Annotated in this window: 10 protein-coding genes; 4 read left to right on the plus strand and 6 right to left on the minus strand. The window is 61.8% G+C overall.

Annotated features, from left to right (window positions below; genetic code table 11):
• Positions 1-40: 40 nt before the first annotated feature.
• Together MAFF_RS27440 and MAFF_RS27445 are read left to right on the plus strand one after the other, a co-directional pair.
• Positions 41-1,324, plus strand: coding sequence for an aspartate aminotransferase family protein (locus MAFF_RS27440; RefSeq protein ID WP_010914264.1), 1,284 nt, complete (start codon positions 41-43; stop codon positions 1,322-1,324).
• 117 nt (positions 1,325-1,441) lie between these two features.
• Entirely contained in the window at positions 1,442-2,449 is a 1,008-nt protein-coding gene (locus MAFF_RS27445; RefSeq protein ID WP_010914265.1) for a phosphotransferase enzyme family protein, read from the plus strand.
• 6 nt (positions 2,450-2,455) lie between these two features.
• Here MAFF_RS27445 and fabG read toward each other — a convergent pair whose 3' ends face one another.
• From fabG to MAFF_RS27475, 6 genes are all read right to left on the minus strand, one after another.
• Positions 2,456-3,220, minus strand: a complete 765-nt coding sequence (fabG, locus tag MAFF_RS27450) for a 3-oxoacyl-ACP reductase FabG (protein ID WP_010914266.1) — start codon at positions 3,218-3,220, stop codon at positions 2,456-2,458.
• Between the two features lie 80 nt (positions 3,221-3,300).
• Positions 3,301-4,827: an APC family permease gene (locus MAFF_RS27455; RefSeq protein ID WP_010914267.1), complete on the minus strand. Its 1,527-nt coding sequence runs from the start codon at positions 4,825-4,827 to the stop codon at positions 3,301-3,303.
• Positions 4,828-4,926: 99 nt separating this feature from the next.
• Entirely contained in the window at positions 4,927-5,625 is a 699-nt protein-coding gene (locus tag MAFF_RS27460; protein ID WP_010914268.1) for a cysteine hydrolase family protein, read from the minus strand.
• 9 nt (positions 5,626-5,634) lie between these two features.
• Complete coding sequence (locus MAFF_RS27465; protein WP_010914269.1) at positions 5,635-6,054, minus strand: diol dehydratase small subunit; 420 nt, start codon at positions 6,052-6,054, stop codon at positions 5,635-5,637.
• The gene (locus MAFF_RS27470; RefSeq protein WP_010914270.1) at positions 6,051-8,321 is read right to left on the minus strand and encodes a propanediol/glycerol family dehydratase large subunit; all 2,271 of its coding nucleotides are present in this window, start codon (positions 8,319-8,321) and stop codon (positions 6,051-6,053) included. The genes MAFF_RS27465 and MAFF_RS27470 overlap by 4 nt, the downstream gene beginning before the upstream one ends.
• A gap of 165 nt (positions 8,322-8,486) precedes the next feature.
• Entirely contained in the window at positions 8,487-10,130 is a 1,644-nt protein-coding gene (locus tag MAFF_RS27475; protein ID WP_010914271.1) for an alpha/beta hydrolase, read from the minus strand.
• 226 nt (positions 10,131-10,356) lie between these two features.
• Between MAFF_RS27475 and MAFF_RS27480 the strand changes: the two genes are divergently transcribed.
• A complete protein-coding gene (locus MAFF_RS27480) occupies positions 10,357-10,854 on the plus strand; it encodes a DUF1269 domain-containing protein (protein WP_010914272.1) in 498 nt (165 codons plus the stop codon).
• A gap of 966 nt (positions 10,855-11,820) precedes the next feature.
• Positions 11,821-12,825 (plus strand): AI-2E family transporter, encoded by a 1,005-nt coding sequence (locus MAFF_RS27490; protein WP_010914273.1) that lies wholly within the window; start codon positions 11,821-11,823, stop codon positions 12,823-12,825.
• Positions 12,826-12,997: the final 172 nt, after the last annotated feature.

Here is a 12,997-nt window from a genome sequence, read left to right on the forward strand (position 1 = left end):
CTCCGCTGCGCGCCGATCAACCTTTGAGGACCAGACAGGCATGTATGACTTCGGCCCCTTCGAGTTCGAGTCGAAGCAGGATTTTTTCGACAAGGCAATGCGTTTCTGGAATCCCGACAAGACCAGGTTCTGGCAGAAGGCCGGGATCGATCTGGTGATCGGCAAGCGGGAGGGTTATTTCCTCTACGACATGTCGGGGCGCCGCCTGATCGACCTGCACCTCAATGGCGGCACCTACAATCTCGGTCACCGCAATCCGGAGCTGGTCGAGACGCTGAAGAGCGCGCTCGACTATTTCGACATAGGCAACCACTGGTTCCCTTCCGTGGCGCGAACGGCGCTGGCCGAATCCCTCGTCAATGTCTCGCCAGGAATGAAATACGCGATCTTCGCGCCGGGCGGCGCGGAGGCGGTGGACATCGCCATCAAGAGCGCCCGCTATGCCACCAAGCGGCGCAAGATCGTGTCGATCATCAAGGGCTATCACGGACATTCGGGGCTCGCCGTGGCGACCGGCGACGATCGCTTCACCAAGATCTTTCTTTCCGACCAGCCGGAGACGTTCATCCAGGTTCCCTTCAACGATATCGACGCCATGGAACGGGCGCTCGAGGGCGAAGACGTCGCGGCGCTGATCATGGAGACAATCCCCGCCACTTACGGCTTCCCGATGCCGAAGGATGGCTATCTCAGCGCCTGCAAGGCGCTGTGCGAAAAGCATGGCGCGATGTACATCGCCGACGAGGTCCAGACCGGCCTGATGCGCACCGGCAGCATGTGGGGCTGGCAGGCCTATGGCGTCCAGCCGGACATCATGGTGACGGCAAAGGGCCTGTCCGGCGGCCTCTATCCGATCAGCGCGGCGTTGGTGAACGAGAGAGCCGGCGGCTGGCTCAACGAGGATGGGGCGGCCCACATTTCGACCACCGGCGGGGCCGAACTCGGCTGTGTCGTCGGCCACAAGGTCATCGAGATGCTGCAGCGGCCCGAACTGGTGGCCAATGTCGGGACCGTGACCGAGTTCATGGCGCAGGCCATGCGCGAGATGCTGGTTCGTCACGGCGATATCTTCACCGGGGTGCGCCAGAAGGGCGTGATCCTCGGGCTGGAATTCAGCAATCACCTCGAAGGCGCCGTCTTCGTGTCGCGTGCACTCTACGAGCAGGGCGTCTGGGCGATCTTCTCGTCGCTCGACAAGCGGGTGCTGCAATGGAAGCCCGGTGTTCTTCTGGATCACGAAACCTGTCGGGACATCATGGATCGCTTCGATGCGGCAATGCCGCGCGCTCGGGAGTTGCTGCATCAGGCAGGCAAGGCGAGTTGACATGGTCCAGCCCTCGTTGAAATTGTTGGGCGTCCAGTTCGAGCTGGCGGCTGGGCCTGCCGGGATCGCGCGGGTTCCGGTAGGGGATAGGTCTGCAAGGATAGGGCAGGACGGACAGTGATTGATTTCGACTCGCTCACCCACGACCAGCAACTCGGGATCCTGCAGGAAACGGCGGAAGCGGCCACCGCCAACTACGATCTGCCGGCGGACGTTTCCGTCGATATGATCAACCTGTCGGAGAACGCGACCTACAAGATTGCGGCTCGCGACGGCCGGCGCTGGGCGCTCCGCATCCATCGCGACGGCTACCATTCAAGGACGGCCATTCAGTCTGAACTGGCCTGGCTGACCGATCTGCGCCAGACCGGGATCGTCCTCACGCCCGTGCCGGTCGCGGGCAAGGACGGCGAACAGATCCAGCGTGTCGGCCATGCCAGATTGGCGCAACCACGCCATGTCGTGTTGTCGCAATGGGAGACCGGTTCGGAGCCGGGCATAGGCGAGGCGCTTGGCGAACCTTTCGAGCTGCTGGGCGAGGTGACGGCCCGCATGCACATCCACGCCCGGCAGTGGAAGCGCCCTTCCTGGTTCAGCCGCCATGTGTGGGATTTCGAAACAAGCCTTGGCGAGGAGAGGCCGCATTGGGGACGCTGGCGTGACGGCATCGGCGTCGACGCCGCGAAAGCCAGGCTTTTTGGCCGCACCGCGGAGCTGATCGGCCGCCGGCTCGCCGCCTTCGGCAAGGGCCATGACCGCTTCGGCCTCATCCATTGCGATCTGCGGCTCGCCAACCTTTTGATCGACGGCAAGACGGTGAAGGTCATCGACTTCGACGACTGCGGCTTCGGCTGGTATATGTACGACGCGGCGACGCCCATCTCTTTCTACGAGCACGAGCCACAGGCAGCCGATCTCATCCGGTCATGGACCACCGGTTATCGCCGTGTGCTTGACCTGCCCAAGGCGGACGAAGACGAGATCCCGACCTTCGTGATGCTGCGCCGTCTGCTCCTGGTCGCGTGGATCGGCTCGCACGCCGAGACAGACCTCGCCAAGTCGATGGGCCTTCCCTATACCGAGGGAACGGTCGGGCTGTGCGAGGCCTATCTGAGCAAGTTTTGAACCACTCTATGCCAGTGCCTCCAGGCTCTCCGGCAGGATCTGGCCGCCATCGACGATGATCGTCTGTCCCGTCACGTAGCCGGCTTCCTTCGACGCAAAGTAGAGCGCGGCGTAGCCGATGTCCTCCACGGTTCCGAGCCGCTTGAGCGGGATCGAGGCGGCCATGGTCTTCTGGTAGTCCTCGCCCAGGCCGACAAGGCCCTCGGTCACGATGTTGCCCGGCATGACGGCGTTGACGGTGATGCCGTATTTCGCCAGTTCGATGCAGGCCGTTCGCATGAAGCCGAGCTGTCCCGCCTTGGTGGCGCCGTAGTGAGACCAGCCGGGAAAACCAGTGATCGGGCCGGTGATCGACGACGTCAGCACGATGCGGCCCTGGTTCGACGTCTTGAGATAGGGAACCGCTGCCTTGACCGCGTGGAAGGTGCCCTTGAGGTTGGTGTCGACAACCTCGTCCCATTGCTGCGACGTCATGTCTTCGAGCCGTGCCTGCGGGAAGATGCCGGCATTGGCGCACAAAACGTCGATACTGCCGTTTCTCGCGGCTACCACTGCAAGCGCGCTCTCGATGCTGGCGAGCGAGGTCACATCGCCAACCACGCCAAAGGCGCCGTGGCCGATCTCGGCGGCCGCGGCTTCGGCCTGGTCGGGATGGCGCGCAACGATGGCGACCTTGGCACCCGACAGCGCGAACACCCGCGCTATGCCCTTGCCGATGCCTTTCGACCCGCCGGTGACGACGACGGACCGACCCTTCAAAGACTGGGTCATGACTTGAAGCTCCAAAATGAGACGGGGACAGAGTGATGCTCCGTCCCCGTGAGGCAAGAAAATCCAGGGCGAGGAATGCCCTAGCCCTCGTTCACCATGTGACCGATGTTCTCATACGCCTTGGGGTTGGCCGACTTCAGCACGAAGCCCCAGATCAGGCCGACGATAAGGATCGCAAGCCCGACATAGGGGATGCTCCTGGCGAAACCATTGGTGCCGCCCAGGGTCGCCAGATTGGCGACCAGCGTGTAGACGAGGACCAACTGCACAACCAGCGAGATCAACGGCGCGATGACAGTCGTCAGCATGCTGCCGCCGCCGTTCTTCTTGAACCACATGTAGATGGCCAGCGAGACAACGGCCTGCAGCACCAAAAGCAGTCCGGTGCCAAGCACGGCAAACAGCGTATAGACGCCCAGCCAGGCCTGTCCCGACGGATCGTCGAAGCCGTAGGCCAGACCGTAGAGCAGCACCCATACCGCCGCCAGCACCGACTGCAGCGCCGAGGCCTTGTGTGGGCTCTTGTGGTGGTCATGCGTCTCGGCGATCGCCTGCGGCAGGACGCCTTCGCGCGCCAGCGAATACAAATAGCGGGAAGCGGTGTTGTGGAAGGCCATGCCGCAGGCGAAGGAACTGGTCAGGATGAGCAGCGACATCAGCTGGTAGCCCCAGCCGCCGACAAAACTCTGCACCGGTGTCAGGAAGAAGTTCACGCCGTCGGAGAAGGCCTTGGCTACCATATCGGCCTCGGTCGGATAGGCCGCCACCGCGCACCAGCTGACGAAGGTGTAGAACAGGCCAAGGCCAATGACCGAAATCAGCAGCGATTGCGGAATGATGCGCTTCGGATCGCGGGATTCCTCGGCATAGTTCGGCGCCATCTCGAAGCCGACCCACGACCAGAACGCCATGAAGATGCCGACGGCCGCTTCGCCCGCCGGTATGGCGACATCGCCGACCTTCTGCTCGGCTACAGGCGTGAACACCTTGAACACATTGAGCGAATCGCCGGAAAAATTCGTCCCGCCATGGGCAAAAATCACGCCCAGCGAAAAGATCACCAGCATGATCACTTCAAGAATGAGGGCTATGCCGAGCAGCCGTGCCGACACTTTCACGTCGCGGTAGGCAAGCGCTGCGATGACCACGATCATGGCGAGCGCCAGCACGATCCACGGCACGTTGATGCCGAAATGCTGGGAAAGCCACAGATTGCCGAAAAAGGCGAACAGTCCGGTGAGGGAAGCTTCGAACAGCGAATAGCAGGCGAGCGAGCCGATGCCCGCCGACATGCCGACCTCGCGGCCGAGCCCCTGGCTGATGAAGGAGTAGAAGCCGCCGACCGACGATACGCGCGATGCCATCGCGGCATAGCCGATCGAGAAGATGGTCAGCACAATCGTCGCCATCAGGAAGGCTGCCGGCGTGTATTTGCCGATGCCGTAGCCTGCCGCGAACGGGACATTGCCCAGCATCGCCGACATTGGCGCCGCGCCGGTGACGGCCAGGAAGAGCACTCCGGCGAGCCCCACGGCCTTGGAGTGCAAAAGATTGATGCTGTTACTTTTCGAGACGTCGATCGTCCCGCGTGCAGTTTCTATGGCCATGAAGCCCTCTCCATTCGTGACAGCTGTCTGCAGTTCCCCGCACAGGGCGGCCGATGTGTCCCAGCCTGCTCGTGCAGCCACGACACTACGGACGCAGCGTCACTTTGCCAAGGCCATGATTTTGCATAGCTCGCCGCTCGACATCACGTGGCAATAGATCATGTTGATGATTTCGAGCTCCTTGCGATGAAGATCCTCGGTCGCCGCCGCGCAGCAATCCTCGAGCACGATGACGGCATAACTCTCATCCGCCAGGCTGCGTACCGTCGAGGACACGCACTGGTCCGTGAAGATGCCGCAGCAGATGACATTCCTGATGCCGAGATTGTGAAGGATCAGGCGCAGATTCGTCCCCGTCAGCGCGGAATCGGTGGTCTTGGTCACCACGATTTCGTCGCCGGCCGGCTGAAGCTCGGCAACCAGCTGCGACGGTGCGTCGTTCTTTGGCAGCAGCAAATTGTTCCAGCCCGGCATTTTCTGAGAGAGTGAGCGGTCACGCCCGTCCTTGGTGTGGCAGGCGATGCGGGCAAAAAGGCATTCGATGCCGTTTTGCCTTGCCAGCGCCAGCAGTCTTGCCGTGTTCGGTATGACCGTGCCGTGCATGCGCTCGTGGAACGGCGTCCACAGATCGTAGCGATGCTGTTCCTGCTGTGAAAGCGATGCGCGATCCGGCCGCTTCAGGTAGGTGTTCTGAACGTCGATGACCAGGATGGCGGTTTGCGCCGGCACCAGCACCGGATCATCCGGCTCGGGCGCACCGAGATAGTAGAGCGAACGGAATCCGGTTTTCCAGCTCATGCGGTCCTTTCAGAAGCGGAATGTGAAAAGGCCGCGAGCCGCGTAGGTCTCGGCGGCTTCTTCGATGAAACGGGCGATGCGTTCGGCCTGGTAGGTATCGCGCATCGTGGTGGCGGCCTGGAGCAATTCTTCCTTGGATTTGGCGCGGCCGGGGCGCAGCAGTTCGTATACCTGCATGATGAAATCCTGCGGCACCTCGACAAGCTCCGCCCCACGCTCGAAGTTGAGCGCCAGTGTCGGCCGTCCGACATCGCGCGCCACATCGGCCTGTGCCTGCAGCGCTTGTGGGGTGATACGAAGGTCTTCCATCGTCACGTCGCCCGCAAGCACCGAATCCAGCGTTATCTCGGCAAGCGACTTGCCGCGCTTGCCCTTTACGGCGCCGGGCTGTGTTTCGGCGAGCGGATAGTCGGCGCGCGTGTGGGTCACGATTTCACTCCTGTCAGGATGACGTCGACCTCTTCGGGAGCCGCACCAGCCTCCGTCAGTCCGGTTTCGATGGCGTAGATGAGGGCGACGCGGGCGTGGTAGCGAGACCCCATGGCCTCGCCCCGCTGCGGCACCACGACGGGCTCCGGCATTTCGCCCAGCGCATAGGCCGCCGCATTGGCACCCAGCGCGCGATAGTGCTCGAGCCGGGTGATCGGCGCATTGGAAAACAGTTCGAGGTTGTTGTGCGGCTGGCGGTCACGCTGGTGGATGACGGCCGTGCCCTTGGCCTGGATGCCGATGCCTATGCCGCTGCCGGCAAGCCGCGCGGCGGACAGGCCGAGGAAGGAGGTATCGGCCGTATGGCGGAAGCGGACGACGCGCGCCTTGAGCCCGCGTGCGTGGATCGCATCGAGCATGGCGCCGAGCACTTCGGAGAGCCGATGTCCGGCCGTCGTCCGGTAAAGCTTCAGCCCGAAAGCCGGGCTGATGCCGATGACCACATCGTCCTTCGCCGATCCGTTGGCCGCGGGCCCCAGGTTGCGATAGCGGATGTGCCTTGCCTCGTCCTTCTCGTGCAGGGCTTCCGAGCGCAGCACTTCCTTCTGGTCCAGCACATCGCGGATGTCATTGAGCTGCAGGCGCCGTTCTTCGGACACGCGGTAGCCGGAACCCGGGCCGAGATAGTCGTTTGGATCGTTGACCGCACTGACGATCCGCCCATTGCGGATCATCGCCGATGTCTGGAGATAGTCACCGGAAAGGCGCAGCTTGACCACGTCGAGGAGGTTCTCCGCCTCTTCGCGGAATCCACGCTTGGCCAGCGCCTTGACCACATCGATCACGGTGATGCCGCGCTCCTTGATGGCTTCGCTGATAAAGCTGACGTCGCGCGGCATCAGGCTGCGTGTATCGTCGGAACCGGAAGCGTAGACCACGCTGCTCTTCATGTCCTCGGTCGGTGAGGAAAGGCCGAGTTCCTCGAACACGGCGGCGATCGCCTCCACCGCCCGCTCGCGCAGCTCGATCGCGCGTGACTCGGGCAGCGGCGTCAACCCGCCATCGGCCTCGAAATCGCGCTGCAGCACAAGATAATCTTCCAATTCCTCGCCGTTGATTAGCGACGGGTTGAACGAGTTGTCGTATTTCAGGATCGATCCCATCCCGGAGCAGATCAGGTCCGAGCCGGCAATCAGGTAGGGAAGGATTTTGGCGCCGACGCGAATTTCCGATTCGGTCGACCGCGCGTCATTGCCAGACGCGCATTCGAGATCGAGCCAGACGGCGATGAGGTTCTCGGCCATCAGCTCGCGAACACCGCCGGGTATAGTGGCGGTCAAAGGCGCTCCGTCGATGCCGCCATTCTGCGTGCCTTGCACCCCCATGCCGCGCTGCAGGCAGAGGCAGCGCGCCTCCAGGTAGAGCAGCGACTTGGCTTCATGGAAGCCCATCAGCAACTCGGAGCCGGCACCAGACGTACAGCGCATCTTGACGCCGCGCGAGGCGTAGGCGGCGGCCAGAAATGCCTTGGACCACGGCGTGTCGTCGCCATCGGTGAACGACTTTTCAGTGCCGTAGACGGAAACGGTTTCGGCGTAGGAGGTAAAGCCCGCCATGGCGATGCGCAGCTCTTCGGCTTCCTCGCTGGAGCATTGGAACAGCGTTCCCCAGCGACCGACCGCGCCGCCTACCGCACACGCCACCGCGTTGGACCAGGCGTTGCGCGAAACGCGCATCGTCGTCTCGATCTCGTCGAAGCCAAAGGCGACGGCGGTCGCGGCATCGGCGGCGAGCTGCAGCGGATCGTCCTTGGCGTTGGTGACGTGTGCCTGGTTGCCCGGTGTCTTGCGGGCTCGCATCTTCGAGTAGGCGAAGGCGATCTCCAGGGCGTTGAGCTGCGACACGACCTCAGCGAGTTTCGCAGGTGTCATGCCGTGGGCAAGCCGCACCAGCGTCTCGCGCGGCACGTTCATGTCGACCAGCCAGCGGGCGACGGTCGCCGAGTCCAGCGCCATCGCTTCAGGTGCCACCTCCGGATCGATGTGATGGCGGGCGATGAAGCGGTCGATCATATCGTAGTCGTGTTCGAGCACGCCATCGAGGGATATGACTCGCCCGTCCTTGATGCCGATGCCTGGTTTCGGATCGGCTGGGCTGGAGAAAGCGGAGAAGCCGTTGGCAGGGTCTTCCGCCGCAAACTTGTCCAGACGCAACGGCCGCTCGTCCCAGTCGGCGAAGCGCTTCCAGCGGTTCAGTTTCGGCGTCATGCGTGCGATCCTCGACCCAGCCGAAAGACTAGTGAATGCTTACCCGCCACACAATGACCATGGATCGACCGCCGGCCAAGGGGGCGCACGCCACGGGCTCAAATGCTCGAAGCTCCTCGCGTGCCGCAGGCTTGCTTTACAGATGGCCAACGACATTGCCCTGTTTCAGGGCAAGCGACCGAGATGTCGTTTCAATTCCGCGATTTGCTGCAGGGACCATCCTTGAACATTGGCCACCTCAATCCACCCCTCGACGTAATCGCCCGGCGCATAAACGTGTCCGTGCCCGATCGGCGCGGTCGTTGCCATAGCCATGTCAAGTGTGAGCTGCAGGAAAGTCACCACCGGATACCACCGCAGTTCAGGCGAGACGTCCGGGCCGCGCGGGGGCTTTATCCAATCCGGCTCGCGGTAGAGATCGCGATAGTCGAAGAATGTCACCGGGTCGCTCGCATATTGGAGATAAACGATTCGCATCGGCCCCCAGACAAAGCCTGGATCCGCGGCCACGCCATCTTGGTTCATGAACCGAACAATCGATCCGTTACGAAAACGGGGAAGCCAAGCAGGCGACCCCGGACTCCGGTCCCGGGTAAACGAACGCCAAAGGCCGCTTCGGTATGGCGGTCCGCTCCACAGCGCGCCCTGAAACGGATCTCCGACCACGTCGAACATGTCGGTTGATCGTTCGGAGTTCATCGCACCCAGGCTGAGGCCATGCAGATAGAGCCGCGGGCGGCTATTCTTGGGCAGCCTGATCCAATAGTCGTAGACATCCCGGAAGAGGGCCTGCGCAGTATCGGCTCCATAGTCCGGCTCCACAAGCAGCGACAGCCAGCTGGCAAGGTAGGAGTATTGCACGGCAACGCTCGCGACATCGCCGTTCTGAAGATATTCCAGACTCTCCATCGCCGCCGGATCGATCCATCCGCTTCCGGTGGGCGTCACGACGACCAGCACCGAACGCTGGAAGCCGCCGACCCGTATCAGCTCGTTCAGCGCGAGCCGCGCTCTTTTTTCCGGGCTATCGGCGGATCGCAGCCCGACATAGACACGGATCGGCTGCAGCGCCTTCTTGTTGGTGAAAGCGTGTATTTCCTCACCCGTCGGCCCTTCGGCAACGAACGCGCGCCCTGTTCGTCCCAACTCGTTCCAATCGAGCAATGAGGCGCTGCTGCCAGTCTTGTCGGGGTCGGTTGGCCGTGCAGTCTCCGGTTCGACCAGCGCGTCATATTGCCTGTAGAACGAATCCGCGAAGTGAAGCGCGACACGAAACAGCACGCCGCTGGTGATCGACCAGAAGAGCGCAACCGAGACGATCACGCCGACGATGTTCGAGACCCTCCTCGGCGCAAAGCGGCTAACTCTGGTCGACACGAAACGGATCGTCAGCTGGAAGAGCCGTGCCAGGGCGATGACGAGAGCGAATGTCACCAGCGCGAGCAGACCAACCTTGAGCGGATGCGCGCTTTCAACAAGGTCGAGGCCCATCAGCTTCCGGATCGAGTTCTGCCATTGCGCCGCCCACCAGAGGAAGATGCAAGCGACGAGCAAGCATCCGACGGCGGCGACCAGTTTTGCGGCGCGCAGGCCTCGCGGCGCTGGCAACTCCAGGTAGACACAAAGCCACCGGCCGAACACGCCGATGCCATAGCCTGCCGCCAGGGCGAATCCCGAAAGCACACCTTGGGTCACAACGGTCCGCGGAAGCAGCGTCGGGGTGAGCGAGGCGGCAAAAAACAGCGTTCCGAGAAGGAGGCCGCCTGCCGAGAGCGAATGCCACAGCCCGAACAGCCAATGCCGCTTCATGCAGACCTCCGGATTACGGCTGCGTACCGTCGAGATGAAGTAATTGCCTGCGGTGATCCGGCGCAAGTCGAAGCTGTTCTGTCGTCCCGGGCCGCAATCAAAAAGGGACGCACCGCAAAGGTGTGGGATTCCCGGCTAATTTCTTCGCTGCGGCAGCGACCTAAAATGACATCCCGCAAGCTTGTGGGCGCATCTTGATCCCATCGAATTTCGCAGTGGAGGCCCCATGTCCGACCTGGTCGTCATAGTCTACCCCACCGAAGCCAAGGCTGAAGAGGTGCGCCAGCGCCTGTTTGCATTGCAGAAGGAATACCTCATCAACATTAGTGACGCCGTCATTGCGACCAAGACTGAAGCCGGCAACGTGAAGCTCAACCAGATCATGAACACGACCGTCGCTGGTGCTGTGTCGGGCAGCTTCTGGGGCTTGCTCATCGGTGTCATTTTCCTCAATCCCGTCATCGGTGTGGCGATTGGCGCCGCTTCCGGCGCGCTTGGCGGTGCACTGACCGACGTCGGAATAAACGATGCTTTCATGAAAGACCTGTCGGCCACCTTGCAGCCGGGAAATGCTGCGTTGTTCGTGCTCATTCACGGAATGACCGCCGATAAGGTGCTGAGCGCAATCAAGGGATTTGGTGGCGTCGTGCTCAAGACATCGCTGGACGAGACGAAGGAGCAGATCCTGCGTGAGGCGCTTAGTCAGGCGTCCGAGGCTGCGTAAGGCAAACTTCAGCTGCCGCTCCGGAATCGCTTGAGCCGATCGTCTGACAATTGGACAAGACCGATGGGCGTGGTCGAGACTGCTGTCGCACTCACTATCGAGATCGTCTGTGGTGCAGCGGCAGGCCTCGCTCTTGGGCGGTGGACGGATCTTGGTCTGGGCGCAAAGGTCAATGCTTTGACGGGCGCTATCGGCGGACTCGCTCTGACCTGGCTCGCCGGACAACTGCCAGGCGTCAGCCGTTTTGTCGGAAAGGTCGAAAGCGCGGTGGACGCCACGGCGCAAGGCGTCGGCGTCCTTACCCCGGCAATCCTTGTCGGGGTTGGCGTTGCGGGATTGTTAGGTGGCCTCGTCCTTACCGCGTGCATTGCCTTAGCCGTAGGCGGAGTGAGGCGCCGAGGGCGATCCGAAGGAGACGTGAGATGACCCAGGTACAATGCCTGTTTGCCCGCCCGAGCACGTGGCTGCTGGTCGCCGCATTGTTGTCGGCATGCACTGTCGCCGTCGATCAGGCTCGTCCCGTGCCCCGGCACCCCCAGGCCTGCGGCCTGGTACATGCGCCCGTTTGCGGTCGACGCGGCGAAAGGCTGCGGACCTTTGGCAACGCGTGCATGGCCCGCGCTCAAGGATATCAAATCGTGAGAAATGGTGAGTGCCGCACATCGCGGCCGCAGCGGCCAGTTGCCTGCACTCTCCAGTATGCTCCGGTTTGCGCGACCAGCAGCGGGCGCTTTCGCACATTTTCCAACGCTTGCCTGGCTCGTGCGGACGGCTTTCGGCCTGTTCATGCCGGCCGCTGCCGTTGAGCCTATTAAAAAGATTTGAGGGGGGCTTTTCTCCCTCGCGAGAGTTTCCCATGACCCGTGGCATGAGTCTGTGCCGGATTTCCGCATGAGTGAAACAAGATTGCGGCGACCGCGCTCGAGAAACGACAGGGCAAACGTGGCCGAAACGAGCAACCGCCGTATGGTCAACCCTATTGCGACCGGCATCCTCGTTCTCGCTGCGCTGTATTTCGCCAGATCGATTCTCATGCCCCTTGCATTCTCACTGTTCGTGATTGCGTTGGCATGGCCAATTCAGATGGCTCTGCAGCGGCGGATTCCGCGGTTGGCAGCCTTGCTGATCACACTTCTGCTTGTGGTTCTGGTGATCGTAATCGTGGGCTCGGCGATTGTCTGGGGGCTCGGCGAACTATCGCAATGGCTTTTTTACAATACCGGCCGATTGCAGGCGATCTACGCCAGTTGGACGGACTGGCTGGAGGGCCACGGAATTGCGATCGTCAGCCCGCTAGGAGAGCTTTTCAGTATATCCCGGCTGGTCGGCCTGACCCACAGCCTCGTCACGCGGCTGAACAGCGTCGCCGGCTTTGCCGTGTTGACCTTTATTTTCGTGATGCTGGGCCTGTTGGAAGCCGAAGACCTGCAACGTCGCCTGCGGTCATCCTTGGCCCAGCCGCAAGGGGAGATGCTGTTGCATATCGGCCGCGAAATTGCCGGCAAAATTCGCCGTTTCATGGTTGTGCGCAGTCTCGCGTGTATTCTGACGGGCTTGGTCGTGTGGGCTTTTACGCTTGTTGCCGGCCTCGAACTCGCAAGCGCTTGGGCAGCAATCGCCTTCGCGCTGAACTACATCCCATTCATCGGACCGCTCATGGCCACAATCTTCCCGACCCTGTTTGCCATCGCGCAGTCCGGGTCCTGGCAGTTGGCCCTGATTGTGTTCGTCGGCTTGAATGTCATTCAGTTTGCCATTGGCAGCTATCTGGAGCCATTTCTGACCGGCGCGTCGCTGGCGATCTCGCCTTTCGCCGTTATGTTCGCGGTGTTTTTCTGGAGCTTCATGTGGGGGGTGCCCGGCGCTTTCATCGGCGTGCCGATCCTGATTGTCGTGGTCACATGGTGCGCGCACGAGCAGTCAACACGCTGGATCGCAACGTTGCTGTCTGGGGGGCGTCAATCGACCTGATGTCCATCGGCACTGTTAACTATACCTGACCCATGCAGGGCGAGTGGTTTGGCAATTCAACTTGAATTTCCAGACAATTTGGTCTAAGTTGGTGCGTGTGCGGGGGATGTTCTTTGGCGGAAAGATATCCCCAATGGGTGTACTTGCGTCTTTTGCGCACGCGGAATGCGCC

Origin of the sequence: Mesorhizobium japonicum MAFF 303099 (genome assembly GCF_000009625.1) — a bacterium.
Taxonomy (GTDB): Bacteria; Pseudomonadota; Alphaproteobacteria; order Rhizobiales; family Rhizobiaceae; genus Mesorhizobium; species Mesorhizobium japonicum.

What these genes read in the sequence shown, in the direction of transcription:
- MAFF_RS27440 (WP_010914264.1), top strand. Translation starts at nt 41, where the DNA reads ATGTATGACTTCGGCCCCTTCGAGTTCGAGTCGAAGCAGGATTTTTTC.
- MAFF_RS27455 (WP_010914267.1), bottom strand. Translation starts at nt 4,827, where the DNA reads ATGGCCATAGAAACTGCACGCGGGACGATCGACGTCTCGAAAAGTAAC.
- MAFF_RS27490 (WP_010914273.1), top strand. Translation starts at nt 11,821, where the DNA reads ATGGTCAACCCTATTGCGACCGGCATCCTCGTTCTCGCTGCGCTGTAT.
- MAFF_RS27480 (WP_010914272.1), top strand. Translation starts at nt 10,357, where the DNA reads ATGTCCGACCTGGTCGTCATAGTCTACCCCACCGAAGCCAAGGCTGAA.
- MAFF_RS27470 (WP_010914270.1), bottom strand. Translation starts at nt 8,321, where the DNA reads ATGACGCCGAAACTGAACCGCTGGAAGCGCTTCGCCGACTGGGACGAG.
- MAFF_RS27475 (WP_010914271.1), bottom strand. Translation starts at nt 10,130, where the DNA reads ATGAAGCGGCATTGGCTGTTCGGGCTGTGGCATTCGCTCTCGGCAGGC.
- fabG (WP_010914266.1), bottom strand. Translation starts at nt 3,220, where the DNA reads ATGACCCAGTCTTTGAAGGGTCGGTCCGTCGTCGTCACCGGCGGGTCG.
- MAFF_RS27460 (WP_010914268.1), bottom strand. Translation starts at nt 5,625, where the DNA reads ATGAGCTGGAAAACCGGATTCCGTTCGCTCTACTATCTCGGTGCGCCC.